The sequence below is a fragment of the Selenomonas sp. oral taxon 478 genome (assembly GCF_001189555.1).
GTDB lineage: Bacteria > Bacillota > Negativicutes > Selenomonadales > Selenomonadaceae > Centipeda > Centipeda felix.
Window position 1 is genome coordinate 112,419 of record NZ_CP012071.1, and the last position, 14,707, is coordinate 127,125.

Below are 14,707 nucleotides of genomic sequence, written 5' to 3' on the forward strand. Positions count from 1 at the left end.
ACTACACCTCCCCATCCATGACATAGTCCATGAGTTCAATCGCATCCATATAGGGTGTGCGCTCCTGTTCCCACAGGTTCTCCGCGTAGGCATGCCATGCAGGTACATCGGGCAGCTGCAGGTTCAGATGACCTAGTTGTGTCATAAACTGCTGCTGCTCGTGTTTTCCATAGGCAAGGACGCGCCGCAGTTCCTTGACCTTGTTCCGCGGAAGCCCGCGCAGCCCCCGTACGCCCGCAAGGAGGGCGGTGATGTGCCGCTCGTCCGTCGCACCCGCTCCGTCCGTATCAACGCGGTATGGGCCAAAGTGCAGATCCCCGCGCGCACCGCGATACTCCCGTGCGCGGAACTGTTCCAGTGTCGGCGGCTGCTCGCCGTGCAGGATGGCAAAGTCGAGCCAGCAGGAGTCCACCTCGTGTCCTGCCGTACGTTCCAACGCACGCATCTCGTTCTTTGCTGCGCCGCATAGCTCCTCTGCCATCTCGTAGGCACGAAAGAACGGGTATGAGGTGTTCATGATGGTGATGCCGGCGCAGGAGGCAATGTTTTTCTCCATCAGGTGCTGCATCAGAAATGCCGAAAACTCCACGGCAGCCTTGCCCGCACAGACAAAGGTCATATCGTCGCCGCCCAGAACAATAGGACGAACGGGAAGGGTGCAGAGCCCATGCTCGTCTCTGAGATCGAGACTGTCCTTGTACCGGTCAATATGCTCCACGATGTGTTTGACGAGTGCGGCAAAGGCGGCAAGGGTATCGTGACGGATGCCACGCGAACGTCGGATGTATGCGGTCAGTGTTTCGCAGCCTTGAAATTTCCGCCCCATGTTGTTGCCGTCGATATGCACGACGGCAATATCATTCTTCGGCGTTTTCTGTCCAAGGCGGGCGAACTCGACGGGGAAGTCATAGCGTCCGATAAATTGTTCCTGTTCTTCGGGCGTGAAGGCGGTCATGAGTTTGTCCATGAGTGCCTGCTGCACATCCGCCTCTCCACTTCCCGACGGGAATGTGGGATGCAGTTTGGCGGCGACTTCCCACGAGCAGAAGCGACCTCCCACCCATGCGTTTGCCGTCTCCCCGGTCTCGCTGCATGCAAGGGTCAGCCCGGTGTAGGGTACGTTGACTGCCGGAAATACGGTGTTCTGCCCCTCCTTGAGTCGGTCGAAAAGAGGGTTCAGCCGCTCCGCTCCAATGTAGCGTCCGTCCGCCGCGAGTTCGAGTGTGCCGATCGCCGCACCGGTATGAAGCCCGGGTGCATGGATCAGGAGCTTTTTCGTGAACGCAGCGATGACGGCGGTCAGGATGTCGTCGTCCACATGCTCCGCAAAGAGAAGCAGTGCCTTGCCGCCGCCGATGTAGCCCACACGCGCCGCTGCTGTCATGGACGACCAATCGGTGTCCTCCGGCCGCTTCCACGACATGTCATCCAGTGTATCCGCCCCTAGGATTTCACGCACTGCCGGCAGAAGTATCTCCTCGAAGACAGCCTCCACAAGATAGGACGCACCGATGTTTGTCTTGAGCTGATTGCTCGAGAAGATGTACTTCTGTATGGAGCGCGTATCAAAGAGTATTGCCTTGTACTGCATAGCTCGACCTCCTCAATATAGAATACATTCTATTTCGGCATTTCTACTCTTTTTCCCTTTATCTTTGATAACAATTCTATAAGACAATCCTTATTTTTATCCGAGTGCCACGGTGGTCTCCCCAAAGCCCTGTGCGGTCAGGCGCCCTACGCCACAGAACGGAGCGAACTGCGCGAGCAGGAGGATGATTTCCCGCTCCTCTGCGGAGAGTCGTCCGATGCTGAACGCAAATGTCCCTGTGAACCCCGGCATCGTTTTGCGCTCACTCTGACGAATCCTGACACCCGCGCCCCGCCAGTCCAGCGGTATGAGTTTCGCCGCGACCATGCGTACGATGTCTTTGTCCACGGCAAAGGGAAGCCCCTGCCATGTCCACTTGTCCGCGAGGGAGGCGAAGATGAGCGCAGGACGCGGGACGGCACAGTCGTCCTTGTCCACGCGAAAGACGGTCGGCGAGCGGAATGAAACGCGTATTTTCTGCGCATCCTCCGCCGAAAGTGCCGCAGCGATCAGTTCCTCCTCCGCGATGATGCCCGTGTTTTCCCGTCCGTCGGCAAGAATTTCCTCGACGATGAAGGAGAGCTGCCCCACCGCCAGCACTGTTCCGGGCGAAATCCGAAGGAGTGCCGCAAGTACGTTCTCGTCGAGTGCCGTCAGCCGCAGCAGCAATTCCTCCCCCTCCGCATAATGCGGTTCGTTGAGCTCCTGTGCGCGGAGGACGGCTGTGGCACTTCTGCCGGTGCGCTGAAAAAAACCGATGGTGAAGGGTTTCATCTTCCGTGCGTGGAGCTCGCTCGCGAACGCCGGATCGTATGCGGCAATGCAGCGAAAGAGCGCTCCGTGCAGCAGCTTGCCGGGGAACATGGAGTAATGACCGCCGCGCTCCGTGCGCAGGCGAAGGACAAGGATGCCTAACATATTTTCCTCCTAAGGGCACAGGTACTCTATGCAGAGGGGTACCTGCAATCAGTAGGCGCGGAAGCGGCGAAATACAAAGCGTGACTCGCGTACGATCTCCCCGTTCTCATCCGTGCGCTCGCGTACAAGGCGTTCGCTGCACGCGGAGAGGACGGCAATTCCTGCCGCTTTCAGCAGGCATACGAGGGCAAAGGTATAGGTAAACTCACCCTGCACTAGCACCGCCATCGGTTTTCGCGCGAGAATCTCCTGCGCGTTTTCCTCTGCCAGACGGTGTACCGCCTGCGCGTCCCAGTCGGCGGGGATGCGCGGGAAGGGAAGATCGACAATGGTTCCATACGCCTCTGCGGCTTGTCTCTGCCCCTCCTCCCAACGCGAGGAGGGGTGGTTCGTGTGGTTGATGAATTCCATCATGCCTGCTCCTTTGCCATGCGGCACGCGATCTCGGTGTCTGTTAGGATCTGCTCCATGATGTTCTTGAGGCTGTCCACCGCCATGCGCCCCTTTTCCGCGCGCGCATGATTGGTATGGTTGCGCTCATCTTTGATGACAAAATACTTGTCGAGAATATCCTCTGCGAGATTTTTATCCCTCGGCTCGATTCCTGCCTCATACAGCCGACATGCCCCCGGTCTCCACTCAATGTCAAGGAATGGACAGTTACTGTCTTGGCTGCCCAAGATTCTAATGAGCTTTGCTACAACGAAATTATCTGTATTGGCAAGCAAAGCATCCCAGTCTCCCTTCGTGGCGTCTATGTATATCGGTTTGATCTGTTCCAGATACGTACGGCCATGTTCTGTATGCTGTAAACTGCACTTCTCAGGGCTGCGCATACGATTCAGCCACAGGAGGAAGGCGCGCAGCGTCTCCGCATCTTTCAGACGAACCTCGAAACGATCTGAGAGTCTCCCATCAACAAACTCGTTAATTTTATCCTCCGTCACTTCCTGCCGAAATTCCTTAAAGAACCGTTGTCGTTTTTCTCGCCATTCATTTTTCGCCTTTTGAAAATTCTTCATGTTTTTGCACTTGAACTCAGTGACCAGAAAGACCCCTCTGTTCCGATGCATGGAGTCCTCTTCCAGCTTGCATTCAAATAGCGCCTGCACCTCCTCGGACGACAGGGATAGAAAGCCGGACGTTACGAGTGCCTCCGGGACGCGCTCGGTAACGAGCGTCATTGCCTGTTGTAGAAGGTCATGCGCAATGCACCAACGGATGAGCGCGATGTCGTTAAGTTCCTCCTTCAGGATCTTCGCATAGTCCTCCTCGATGCGCCCGAGCATCTGATGCATGAGTTCATCACTCTGTTTTGCTTCCGCCGTTGCATTGCCCGTCGCGGCGGATGAAAATTCTGTGATCGACCGCTGAAGTTCCACAATCGCATCGCGCAGATCGCCATAGTGGCAGAGTTTCAGCTCCTCAGCGAATTTACGCATCGACGCGAGCAGTGCTCGGAGTGCCTGACTTTTTTCACGCTGCTCAAAGAAGCGGTTCATCACTGTGACTTCTCCGTGGCGGACGAACTCCTCCGCCCCTGCGACGAGGTCGAAGAAGGAATAGAGTGGGTTGACCTCCTCAACTCGTTTTTTGTTGTAATCGGAGTAGAGGACTTTGCCGATGCGGATGTTCTCATATTGGAGCAGCCGCATGAGCGCGACGAGGATCATGGAGGCATTGCGCGGCCCACCTGTAACGTCAACATGGAGGATAATCTCTGTGTCTGGATGATCTTTGCTTATGTCATTTGCATAGCGGCGCACATGAGAGGCGACGTCGATGAGCGCATTCATATTTTCCTCTATCGGCTCATTCTCGTCAAAGTCAATCGCCTCAGTGATCTGCTCCGCGTGCGGCACGATATCCGATATCCGGTGCAGAAAGTAGTCATAGTGCGTCTGCTCCCAGTCATGCGTGGCGTTATACCCTTGAATGGCACCCGCCACCTTGTTTGTCCGCACGAGAAAGAGGCGTGACAGTCGGTCTGCGGGCTCATGCGCTCCGCTCAGAAGATAGCGGACGGCAGATTCGTTTGTCGTATGGCATCTTTTTTTTTCGCCGATGTTCTGGTAGTCTGCAACGGATATTGCACCCGTATCCCGAGCGAGTTTGACATCGCTCAAGAAGCATAGCATGATGTTCGTCCGCATATTACCTCTCCTCCTGTGAATTCGATGCTGCCGCAGAAAGTTCTTCCAGTACATTGTCCAACAAGCCGTCGATCTCCCTGCGCCCCAGTGTATTTTCTGCGGTCGCATGGTTGACCTGATTGCGCTGCTCACGCAAGTAGAAGTACGAACGCAGGCAGGACAGCATCGGCTCCCTGCCGCAGTCTGTCTGCACAATACCCATGGTCTCCAGCATCTTGGTCCATGTATCCGCCCACGCTGCCCAACGCCGATCTAGGTCGTCAGAACTTCCGGATGGGAATTTGCACTTTTGAATCCCCAGCAATCGGAATACAAGTGGATTGTTTTTCTTCTCTAAGATTCTGTTAAGCAGCTTCGATTTGATCCGATCCCATGCTGTGGCGTCCTGTAAAAGTTTCGGAACCGTCCACCTCTGCCCAGTGTTCTCCTTCTCAATTTGCGCACAGACAAGCTCATACAGCCACAAAACGTCCTCCGGAAGAGTCCGTATCTCCGCTGGATTTTCGCGCAAATGCTGAAAGGTTTGCCCCAACTTGCAATAAGAGAGGACAAGCGACGGTGCCCCCTCCGGAACAATCCCACGTTCCAACGCGTCCGCAAGTATAGGCTTGTAGGTATCGACGCACATCTTCTGTATCGCATTCCAATACTGTGTCGAATTTATGATAAAATTTTGCATCCAGCCGGGATGCATCCGATCTACCGCCCGCTCCGCGCAAGGCATGTACGCCGACACAGGATAGACGATCCCCTGCCGGACGAAGCACACGGGAATCCACTCGGTCGCGAGTGTCATTGCCTGTTGAAGCAACCTCTTATCTATGCACCAGCGAATAATCAGCACATACCGCGCCGCTTCATCCTCTGTCTCCCCAAGTAATTCGCCATAGCCCTCGGTGATTGTATCGATGATCTGCATGAACATACGATCGTCAACCGTACGGTCTTCCTCGGGCACATCCAAAAATATCGTAATCGCTGTACTCAGTGCGGAAAGCGCCGGTGGGATATTGCCCGTCTGACAGATCTGGATGGCATCCGAAAACGTGTGCATGGCACGAAGCACGCCCTTGAGAGCGTCGCTGATCGGCTTGCCGGAGGTGCCGCTTTCTGCATCGTAGTCAAAATACTCCTCAATCGTCCGGGAAATGCCATAGGAAACGAATGCGTCCGCTCCCGCGACTAATTTATAGACATCAATGGTGCCATGCACATCAAATATGCGGTTCTCAAGCGACAATGTCTTGAAATCCGCATAGATCATTTTCTCGACACGCATTCCGTCATACTGCAAAAACTGCATGACGGATGTCATCATCATGGTGACATAGCGTGCCCCGCCTGTAATATCCGCATAGATGTGACAGGCATGCCATTCGGCGAATCCACCGGCATCTGCCTTGATGCGTTCGGTCAGAGATGCGACCTGACTCTCGATGTCCTCGATCAGTGTATCCTCATGATAGTGGAGTAGTATCGGTATGAAGTCCGTCTCCGCGAGCGCAGGACGCAGTCGTTTCATCCGACTGCACCAGAACTCGAACTGACTGGGGTATTCGCTGCGCTCTCCGTGCTCCTCGACCACAAGGCCTCTATCCTCGCCGCCCATCTCCGCCGAGAGGCACTGCGGCGTTACGAGGCAATAGACACGGTGTAGACGCTCCCCCTTCTGTGCCAGCAGATCGACCACATTCGCAAGCGGTGCTTCGTTCGTCTGGAATCCCGGGAACAGCTCACTTCCCACCTCCAGTACAAAAGCACCTTCTCTAACAACAGAAATCTGCAGCCCGGTTTCCGCATCGGGATCTTTTTCGCATCGTACCGGGCTGAAAAAATTAATTGCAATATTCTGATTCATGAACGCACCCCCCCTAAGTTATCTCTTATTTTATCTAAAATTAACGCAATAGGCAAGAAATAGATTCTCATATTATCTGCTATGCTCAAGCGGTCGCAGTACACAAATTTGTCCCATTTTCCCTGCACCTTTCCGAACGGCTTGTTGCTTCTACAGCAAACAACGGATTGCAGAACAGCGCGGTATCCAGTAAAATACTTCTGATGAAGCAAACGAAGGGGGATTCTGCATGAAGCAAAGTTTCGAGATGGTCACCGCTTTTCTCGCGCTCTCCCTCCTCCTTTTTCATTTTGCCTTCCATCCCATATACGCGGGAGAGTGGCAGCCGCTCTCCGCCGCTATGGAGGATGGGGCAGTGCGGCGCCCCATTTTGCTCGTCCCACTCGATTCGCGTCCGCCGTGCGGGGCGTTTGTCGTAAACGGCGGCAAAATCATTGGACAGGAGGTCATGACGCCGCCGTCCGAGCTGATGGACTACTACTCCATGGCAGGCGACACGGCAGCGATGCGAAGCTGGGGGGCTGCGCATATCCATGAGGCGGATGCCGCCATTCTCTCGGTCGATCAGCTGCTCTCGGGCGGTCTTCTCGCCGCACGCGAGGCGCATATCTCGACGGAGGACATCAATGCGCTCGCCGCGTATCTCCGTGACCTGCACGCAGCGCATCCCGACGTTCCCCTGCACGCGTTCTATATTCTGCCGCGCGCGATCCCGCAGGACGGTATCGAGGGCTGGCGTGAGCGGCGCGCGCTCCTCTCCTATGCACGTCTCCTAGGGCGCGCGGGCGTGGGTCTGCCGGTCGATGCGGAGGAAATGGCACGTCTGCGCGCCGAGATCCCCGATGCGGATCTGCAAAAGTATCTTGCGCACTTCGACGAGAGCACGGCACTCGCCGCCATGCTCATTACGCTCACCGAGGAGGGCACGCTCACGCGCCTTGTGCTCGGGCAGGACGACGGCGAGGAGTTTTCCGTCGGCAATCTGAAAAAGGCGGAGCTCTCCGCCCTGCTCACACAAAAAAATATCGCCCCGGAGCGGGCGATGATTGTGCACGGGGCGGATGAGATCGCGCTCTCAATGCTCGCGCGGATGGCCGTCGATGATCTGCGTGCGCGCGGCGGCGCTCCTCCACGTATTTCACTCCGCTATGCGCGTGACGATATGGCAGACGCTGTCTTTCCTTTTATGGCGGTCTCGAACGATGTGACGGCACGAGAGAAGATCGCCATGCTCGGCGGCACGCTCGCACCGGATGATGCGAACAGCGACTTGACCCTCTTCATCGCGGCGGGCGACAGTGACGCGGATACGCTTGGCACACGCACGCCCTCTGCCGCTGCGATCCATCGGATGCTTTCCACAGGAAAATCCGTCGCACTCGTCGATCTCTCGCGCCATTTCCGCGCGGAGGAGACGCTGCTCCCCATGCTGACTGAAAAAGATGTCCCTGTGAACGCTCTGACGGCATACGCGGGGTGGAATACGGCGAGCAACGCCATCGGTACGGCACTCGCGGAGGCCGTTCTCTACCACTGCGCCATGAAAAATGCCGCGACAGCAGAGGAGCGGGAACGCGCCGCCGCTGCAAATCTCGCCTTTCTCACAGGGCGCATGGCAGAGGACGAGTTCTACCTCAAGGAGACGATTGACCGCGTGAACGACGCGCTCCGCCGTGCGGGCTATGCGAACAGTGCCGATCTCGATCTCACGCGAAACTGGCGCTGGGCGAACGATCTCCTGATGAACGATCTGAGCCGGCGCATGAGGAGCTATGAATCAACCGCCGCATTCCGCACGCCCGTGATCCAAAACGGCATGATGCTGCGGGTCGTGCGGAGCAATATCACAGCGTACTACCCGTGGCCGCGCACGTTCGAGGTGCGACTGGAGGCTGCGCCCGTGGTGGAACGAAAGATGCCATAAAGATAGGGGCTGCTGCACGAAGCGAAATCGTACAGAGCAGCCCCTGTTCCTATTCCCTTACTGCGCTGCTAGTCCAAAGCGCGTAATCCCCGCCTGGCGGAAGCGATCCAGCAGCTCCATAACGCCGCTGTAGTTCATATCTCCATCCGCGCGCACGACGACGGCAAAGCGCGGATTTTTTTGTGACTCCATGCGTGCCTGCTGCACGAGGGTATCCGCATCAATCGGCTGATCCTCGAGCCAGAGTGAGCCATCCTTGCGCACTGTGACGAGATAGGTCACGTTCAGCTGGGTCTGTGCCGACTGCGCCTTGGGGAGATTTACATCCACGGTCTTGACGTTGACCATGTAGAGTGTACTCATGATGAAGAAGACGAGCAGGAAGAACATGATGTCGATCATCGGTATGATGACGACCTCAGGCTTTCCGAATGCCCTGCGGTCACGCAGTCTCATTGTGCCGCCCCCTCCGCTGCATCGTCCGCCGTGACGCCGGCAGCGTCGGCGAGAGCGAGACGACTGCTCTCAGCAGCGGAAAAGCACATCTCCATATCCGTGACGATGTTCTCGATCCGCTGGGAGAAATACGCATGCACCATCAGGGCAACGAGGGCAACGCAGAGTCCCATCGCCGTCGCAATCAGTGCCTCACCGATGCCGCCCGTGATCGCCGCCGGCTCGCCCGCCTGGATGTTGAATACGCTGAACGTCGTAATCATGCCGCTGATCGTCCCTAGGAGGCCGAGGAGCGGCGCCATCGTCACGATCACGCTCAGGTAGTAGATGCGCCGCCGCATCTTGGAGAGGGCGATGCCGGACTGGATCTCCATGTAGGCACTCATCCGGTCGGCGCGGCCGCTGTTCTTGGTGATCGCACTGAACAGAATGTCGGCAATCGCGCCGCGCTGGTCGCGTGCAAGGGCAAGCGCCTCCGCATAGCGAGCATTGGCAATATGGAGCATGAAGGCGTGCGCAAACGCACGTCCTGCATCCGCGCGTGCAAAGTAAAATGCGCGCTCGATTCCAATAAAGACAACAAAAATGGACGCAATCGCCAAGAAATACATGACGATGCCGCCCTGCTTAAAAAATGTGATGCCCTGCGCGACAGAATCCATGGCAAGTCCTTTCCGCTCGATAACCATATAGTTGATACGGCTGTATTCTACTATATATTGATGTATCCGTCAATGATAGCATCTTTCATTTCCCGATGCGCTCCCTTGCGGTTCTGATGAAAAAATACTATAATAAATACCGTTCGTTCAAAAAAGGAGGATACGGTGTGAAACTGCCCCTCATCCGTGGCTTTTGGCAGCTGTTCAAGGGATATTGGAGCTCTGCGGAAAAGTGGAAAGCGCGCGGACTGCTTGCATCCGTGATCGTGCTCAATCTCGTTATGGTCTATCTGCTCGTCCGCATCAACGACTGGTACCGCAACTTCTACGATGCACTCCAAGCGTATGACTGGGCTTCCTTTTGGCCGCTCATCGGCACGTTTACGGGGCTTGCCCTCCTCTACATCGTCATTGCCGTCTATGCCGTCTATCTGCGGCAGATGCTGACGATCCACTGGCGCACATGGATGACGGAGGAGTATCTAGCGCGCTGGATGCGCGGGCAGGTCTACTACCGTCTGCAGGTACTGCGCAGCGACACGGACAACCCCGACCAGCGCATCAGCGAGGACATCAACCAGTTCGTCACGCTGACGCTGACGCTCCTCGTCGGCGCACTGAAACAGCTCACGACGCTCGGCGCATTTGCCGTTGTGCTGTGGAATCTGTCTGGGGCGCTCACCGTCCCCATCGGGAGTGAGGCATTCACCATCTACGGCTATATGTTCTGGCTGTCCCTCCTCTATGCGGGCGTTGGCAGCGTCCTCGTCCATCTGGTCGGGCGTAAACTCATCCGACTGAATTTCGATCAGCAGCGCTACGAGGCGGATTTCCGTTTCAGCATGATGCGCATGCGGGAGAACAGTGAGAGCATCGCGTTCTATCGCGGCGAGATGGCAGAGGCTCAGGGGTTCAAGGAACGCTTTGCCTATGTCATTAAAAACTACTGGGGGCTGATGCGACGGACGAAGCTGCTGAACTTCTACGTGAACGGCTATGGGCAGCTCGCCATCATCTTTCCGCTCATCATGGCGGCGCCGCGCTACTATGCGGGCGAGATCGCCCTTGGCGGTCTGATGCAGACCATCTCGGCATTCGGCCGTGTGCAGGATGCGCTGTCCTTCTTCGTTGACTCCTACAGCTCCATCGCTGAGCTGTCCGCCGTCATCCAGCGACTGTCGGGCTTTACTGCGCACATCAACGAGGCCGCTGCCGTTCCGCCCATGATCGTCCACGAGGACGATGCGGAGGACGCATTGCGTCTCAGTGATCTGCACGTCGCGCTCCCGCACGGTGCGGAGCTCTTTGCCGTCTCCGCACTGACCCTGCCAGAGGCCAGCCGCGTGCTCGTCACGGGGGAGTCGGGCGTCGGCAAGAGCACGCTCCTGCGCGCTGTCGCAGGGATCTGGTTCGCGGGCAGTGGCACTGTGACGATGCCTGAGCGCTCGTCGCGCCTCTTCCTCCCGCAGCATCCCTACCTGCCGCTCGGCACACTCCGCCGCGCACTCTCCTACCCGTGCACGGCGGCCGCCTCCGATACGGAGATGGCGCGCGTGCTCGCGCAGGTCGGACTCCCCCACCTCGCACCGCGCCTATCCGACACGGACGACTGGAGCCGTATCCTGTCGCTCGGTGAGCAGCAGCGTCTTGCCTTTGCACGCATCCTGCTCATTCGCCCCGACTGGATCTTTCTCGACGAGGCAACGTCCGCCCTCGACGAGCCGCGCGAACGCGCCCTGTACGAGCTGCTCCGACAGGAGCTTCCTGCGTCGGGCATCATCAGTGTCGGGCATCGCTCGACCCTCTATGCGCTGCATGAGACGGAGCTGCGCATCCACGACCACACGATCATTTCCCGGGAGATTCCACATGAACCGTAGAGACTTTCTGCGCCGCATGACCCTCGTCGGCATCGGTGCAGCCCTTTTCCCCTTTTTCCCCGATGCAGCAGAAGCATCATGGTACATCCCCTCCGCCCTTCCGGGCGTGACGATAAAGCCGACGTATCTCTCCTTTGGCGCACTCGAAAACCGCTTTGTCACGGACTGCATCGTCATTCATCACATCGGCAACACGAACGCAGATGTCTCCGCTGCGACTGTCCATGAGTGGCATCTGCACAATGGCTGGGCGGGCATCGGCTACCACTTTCTCATCCGCAAGGACGGCACGATCGAGGAGGGACGCCCCATGGGCACCGTCGGTGCACATGTCTACGGCGAGAATCGACATACCGTCGGCATCAACATCGTCGGAAATTTCGAGGACGCTGTCCCGACCGAGGCACAGAAACACAGCGCCGCGCATCTGATCGCCGCACTCTGCACCGTCTATCAGCTGGATCCCATCTGGGGCGTCACGGTAAAGGGGCACCGCGACTTTAACGCGACAGCCTGTCCCGGCCGCTATCTCTATGCAGAGTTGCCGGAGATCGTGGAGGAGGCACGCGTCTACTACGGCTCGGATGAGCTGCAGACGGAGCGCCTGCGCATCATGCAGCAGGAGCGTGCGGAGCAGGAACAACAGCGGGCACGCATGCGCACGCGTATGGAGGCGGCGCAGAATAAGAACGGCCGCCCGTCACATCCCACGCCGAGCGCACCCAATCCGCCCGTACAGCCTGCGCCTGAGAAGCCGTCGTTGCGTCCAAACAAGCGTCCTGACCTACCAAAACCTGGCAATCTGCCGACGCAGCGGCGCATCGCATCCAATTAGCCCAAACAAACGATGGAGGTGAAGATCCATGGGGTTCCACTACCGGTGGTTTGACCGCGATCAGGAAAAAATGGACGAGATGGGCATTCCGCTGACCCGCGCGCAGATCGACGAGCGCGAGCGGGCACAAGAGCCGCAGCGTCTCTTCTCCCGCGGGGAGCAGACCGGCATCGTCCTCACGGCACTGATCTTCGCCTATGGGTGGACACAGGACGACACGGCTCTCGTCTTCTTCTGTCTGTCCTTCCTCATCTTCGAGCTGCGCAAAATCGCAGCACATTTTTCCGTTGCCTACGGCAAAAGCATTGCGAACGCTATGCAGGGCTTTAGTCTTGCCCTGCTTCTCGGCGCATTCGCCATGCTGTTTATGAACTGACCCCCCCTCAGGAGGAGGTACTCACGTGAAACGACCACAGGGCATGGGCATCCTCAAACTCGGTGCGGCGCTCGCCATCATCCTTCTCTTTGTCATCATCCATCTCATTGCGCCGCAGTTTCTCCCCTCGCTCTTCACCCTGCTTGCCAGCGGTGATATTCCGGCGACGGTGGAGTACATCCACACCTTCGGTGATGGAGCAGTCCTCTTCGCCTTTTTGCTCACCCTCTTTACCAATGCACTTGGCTTTCCGCCCGCCGTCATTTTCTCGACGGCAAACGTCATCCTATTCGGCATTGTCCCCGGCATCATTCTGTCCTGTGTCGCAGAGACCGTCGGCGTCACGGTCGCCTTCGTGCTGATGCGCTTCTACTTCCGCGATGCGGCGGAAAAGGCGATCGCGAAGAGCCCCTTTCTCGCAAAGGTCGATCACTACAGCGGCAGCAAGGGCTTCATCATCATGCTCATCGGGCGCATGGTGCCATACCTGCCCTCCGCTATCATGAATGCCGTCGGTGCCCTCTCCTCGATCCGCTTGCGCGACTACGTCCTCGCCTCTCTCGTCGGAAAATTCCCCTCGACGGGCATCGAGGCAATCATCGGGCACGACCTCATCATGCAGCAGGAGGATAAGACGCGCCTAGTCATTGTCGTTATCTGCGCAGCCATTCTCATCTACACCGCCATCCGTTTTGAACGACACATGATGCGCACGGAAACTGCTGGGCAGGATGTGGAGAAAAAATCATGACACGACGCCATTTCCTTCAGACCGCCCTTCAGTCCATTCTCACAATGGGACTCGGCGGTCTCTTTTCATCTCGTGCCGCAGCCGCAGCAGACGGCATCCGCCACCTGCGTCAGATCATTACGGCACAGCCAAGCAGCACGCGCATGATCCAGTGGGACGCGTCCACTCTCCTGCGCGGCGCACATGTCGAGCTGCGCAGCGGAAGAGACGGACATATCACGGCATTCGTCCCCTCTTACACGCATTTCACCATAGACGACACAGAGCAGTTCGTCTACCACGCAGAGATCCCTCTGCCTGCTGGCGGCGGTGCCTACCGTGTCACGCATACGGCAGGGACATCCGATTGGATTCCCCTATCTGCTCCACATGCAGTCCGTACGCCCGTGCACGCTCTGCTCTTTTCGGACAGCCAATGTGGGGAAGATTACAGCGTCTGGAACAGCCTCTATCAGGCAGCATGGCGGCGTCACAGCGATGCAGATTTTGCCGCACTCGTCGGTGACCTCACAGACAACGGCGAATCCACGTGGCATTGGGACAGCTTCTTCACGGCGATGGAGGGGAATCCATCGCCGCTCGCACGCGCACCTCATGTCCCCGTGCTCGGCAATCACGAGTATTACAGCCTCGCGTGGACAGACACCCTGCCGCTGCGCTATCTCAGGACCTTTGCCCTGCCCGAAAACGGCAGCACGGCATTTCGCGGGCACTATTATTCCTTCGATCTCGGTGCCGTGCACGTGATCGTCCTCGATACACAGTTCCTTGAGTGCGGCGCACGCGGTGCGGCGCTGAATGAGGAGCAGCTCGCCTGGCTGAAACGCGATGCAGTGACATCCTCCGCCCCATGGAAAATCGTCCTCATGCACAAGGACATTCTCGCCTATGGAGAGTATCAGACCGTACAGGAGACGCAGCACGGCATCAGTGACGTGGGGCGTGTCTTTATGGATACATTCGATGCATGCGGCATCGACCTCGTTGTCACGGGACACGTCCACGCCTATCGGCGGCGTCAGATCCGCGCAGGGCAGACGGACACACAGGGAACGCTCTATCTCCTCGGCGGGCCGGGTGGCAACGAGTACTTCGATGTCCCGCCCGAGTCCTACGACCTCGCCGCCTCCGCGAATCCCGCACCATCGAACTACCTCTTTCTGGAGGCAGATACACACCATCTCCGCATCACCTGTGAGGCGCTGGATGGAACGGTGATTGACACTGTTGAGCTGCAAAAGTAGAAAAGGAAGTTCTCTTTCAGTAGTTAAGGAAGCCGATGTTTTTGTGCACACTCGAGGGC

At 57.4% G+C, this 14,707-nt stretch carries 13 protein-coding genes; 6 read left to right on the forward strand and 7 right to left on the reverse strand.

All coding sequences use genetic code 11. The features are described 5' to 3' along the window. Position 1 precedes the first annotated feature (1 nt). The 5 genes from ADJ74_RS00585 to ADJ74_RS00605 form a co-directional block, all read right to left on the reverse strand. Positions 2 to 1,591: a hypothetical protein gene (locus tag ADJ74_RS00585; RefSeq protein WP_050341074.1), complete on the reverse strand. Its 1,590-nt coding sequence runs from the start codon at positions 1,589 to 1,591 to the stop codon at positions 2 to 4. Between the two features lie 96 nt (positions 1,592 to 1,687). Continuing rightward, a complete protein-coding gene (cas6, locus tag ADJ74_RS00590) occupies positions 1,688 to 2,509 on the reverse strand; it encodes a CRISPR system precrRNA processing endoribonuclease RAMP protein Cas6 (RefSeq protein ID WP_050341076.1) in 822 nt (273 codons plus the stop codon). A 48-nt stretch (positions 2,510 to 2,557) separates the two neighbouring features. Then, positions 2,558 to 2,923, reverse strand: coding sequence for a hypothetical protein (locus tag ADJ74_RS00595; protein ID WP_050341078.1), 366 nt, complete (start codon positions 2,921 to 2,923; stop codon positions 2,558 to 2,560). Beyond that, positions 2,920 to 4,662: a TM1812 family CRISPR-associated protein gene (locus tag ADJ74_RS00600; protein ID WP_050341081.1), complete on the reverse strand. Its 1,743-nt coding sequence runs from the start codon at positions 4,660 to 4,662 to the stop codon at positions 2,920 to 2,922. Before ADJ74_RS00600 ends, ADJ74_RS00595 begins: the two co-directional genes overlap by 4 nt. 1 nt (position 4,663) lies before the next feature. Beyond that, positions 4,664 to 6,520 carry a TM1812 family CRISPR-associated protein gene (locus ADJ74_RS00605; protein ID WP_050341083.1) on the reverse strand — a complete coding sequence of 619 codons (1,857 nt, stop codon included), beginning with the start codon at positions 6,518 to 6,520 and terminating at the stop codon, positions 4,664 to 4,666. Between the two features lie 229 nt (positions 6,521 to 6,749). On the opposite strand from ADJ74_RS00605, the gene ADJ74_RS00610 reads away from it, so the two are divergent. Beyond that, positions 6,750 to 8,444: a DUF4127 family protein gene (locus ADJ74_RS00610; protein WP_050341085.1), complete on the forward strand. Its 1,695-nt coding sequence runs from the start codon at positions 6,750 to 6,752 to the stop codon at positions 8,442 to 8,444. 57 nt (positions 8,445 to 8,501) lie between these two features. On the opposite strand, the gene ADJ74_RS00615 is transcribed toward ADJ74_RS00610, so the two are convergent. Together ADJ74_RS00615 and ADJ74_RS00620 are read right to left on the reverse strand one after the other, a co-directional pair. Then, positions 8,502 to 8,900, reverse strand: coding sequence for a biopolymer transporter ExbD (locus ADJ74_RS00615; RefSeq protein WP_009442458.1), 399 nt, complete (start codon positions 8,898 to 8,900; stop codon positions 8,502 to 8,504). Continuing rightward, on the reverse strand, positions 8,897 to 9,562 hold the full coding sequence (locus ADJ74_RS00620) for a MotA/TolQ/ExbB proton channel family protein (RefSeq protein ID WP_050341089.1): 666 nt from the start codon (positions 9,560 to 9,562) through the stop codon (positions 8,897 to 8,899). The genes ADJ74_RS00615 and ADJ74_RS00620 overlap by 4 nt, the downstream gene beginning before the upstream one ends. 167 nt (positions 9,563 to 9,729) lie before the next feature. Here ADJ74_RS00620 and ADJ74_RS00625 point away from each other — a divergent pair, with 167 nt between their 5' ends. From ADJ74_RS00625 to ADJ74_RS00645, 5 genes are read left to right on the forward strand one after another with little or no spacing between them, the layout of a single operon-like run. Then, positions 9,730 to 11,442, forward strand: a complete 1,713-nt coding sequence (locus ADJ74_RS00625; RefSeq protein ID WP_050341091.1) for an ABC transporter ATP-binding protein/permease — start codon at positions 9,730 to 9,732, stop codon at positions 11,440 to 11,442. Further along, positions 11,432 to 12,277, forward strand: a complete 846-nt coding sequence (locus ADJ74_RS00630) for a peptidoglycan recognition family protein (protein ID WP_050341093.1) — start codon at positions 11,432 to 11,434, stop codon at positions 12,275 to 12,277. Before ADJ74_RS00625 ends, ADJ74_RS00630 begins: the two co-directional genes overlap by 11 nt. 28 nt (positions 12,278 to 12,305) lie before the next feature. Continuing rightward, positions 12,306 to 12,653: a hypothetical protein gene (locus ADJ74_RS00635; RefSeq protein ID WP_050341095.1), complete on the forward strand. Its 348-nt coding sequence runs from the start codon at positions 12,306 to 12,308 to the stop codon at positions 12,651 to 12,653. A 25-nt stretch (positions 12,654 to 12,678) separates the two neighbouring features. Beyond that, positions 12,679 to 13,404: a TVP38/TMEM64 family protein gene (locus ADJ74_RS00640; protein ID WP_050341097.1), complete on the forward strand. Its 726-nt coding sequence runs from the start codon at positions 12,679 to 12,681 to the stop codon at positions 13,402 to 13,404. Continuing rightward, positions 13,401 to 14,648: a metallophosphoesterase gene (locus ADJ74_RS00645; protein WP_050341099.1), complete on the forward strand. Its 1,248-nt coding sequence runs from the start codon at positions 13,401 to 13,403 to the stop codon at positions 14,646 to 14,648. Before ADJ74_RS00640 ends, ADJ74_RS00645 begins: the two co-directional genes overlap by 4 nt. Positions 14,649 to 14,707 lie beyond the last annotated feature (59 nt).

What these genes read in the sequence shown, in the direction of transcription:
- ADJ74_RS00585 (WP_050341074.1), bottom strand. Translation starts at nt 1,591, where the DNA reads ATGCAGTACAAGGCAATACTCTTTGATACGCGCTCCATACAGAAGTAC.
- cas6 (WP_050341076.1), bottom strand. Translation starts at nt 2,509, where the DNA reads ATGTTAGGCATCCTTGTCCTTCGCCTGCGCACGGAGCGCGGCGGTCAT.
- ADJ74_RS00595 (WP_050341078.1), bottom strand. Translation starts at nt 2,923, where the DNA reads ATGATGGAATTCATCAACCACACGAACCACCCCTCCTCGCGTTGGGAG.
- ADJ74_RS00600 (WP_050341081.1), bottom strand. Translation starts at nt 4,662, where the DNA reads ATGCGGACGAACATCATGCTATGCTTCTTGAGCGATGTCAAACTCGCT.
- ADJ74_RS00605 (WP_050341083.1), bottom strand. Translation starts at nt 6,520, where the DNA reads ATGAATCAGAATATTGCAATTAATTTTTTCAGCCCGGTACGATGCGAA.
- ADJ74_RS00610 (WP_050341085.1), top strand. Translation starts at nt 6,750, where the DNA reads ATGAAGCAAAGTTTCGAGATGGTCACCGCTTTTCTCGCGCTCTCCCTC.
- ADJ74_RS00615 (WP_009442458.1), bottom strand. Translation starts at nt 8,900, where the DNA reads ATGAGACTGCGTGACCGCAGGGCATTCGGAAAGCCTGAGGTCGTCATC.
- ADJ74_RS00620 (WP_050341089.1), bottom strand. Translation starts at nt 9,562, where the DNA reads ATGGATTCTGTCGCGCAGGGCATCACATTTTTTAAGCAGGGCGGCATC.
- ADJ74_RS00630 (WP_050341093.1), top strand. Translation starts at nt 11,432, where the DNA reads ATGAACCGTAGAGACTTTCTGCGCCGCATGACCCTCGTCGGCATCGGT.
- ADJ74_RS00635 (WP_050341095.1), top strand. Translation starts at nt 12,306, where the DNA reads ATGGGGTTCCACTACCGGTGGTTTGACCGCGATCAGGAAAAAATGGAC.
- ADJ74_RS00645 (WP_050341099.1), top strand. Translation starts at nt 13,401, where the DNA reads ATGACACGACGCCATTTCCTTCAGACCGCCCTTCAGTCCATTCTCACA.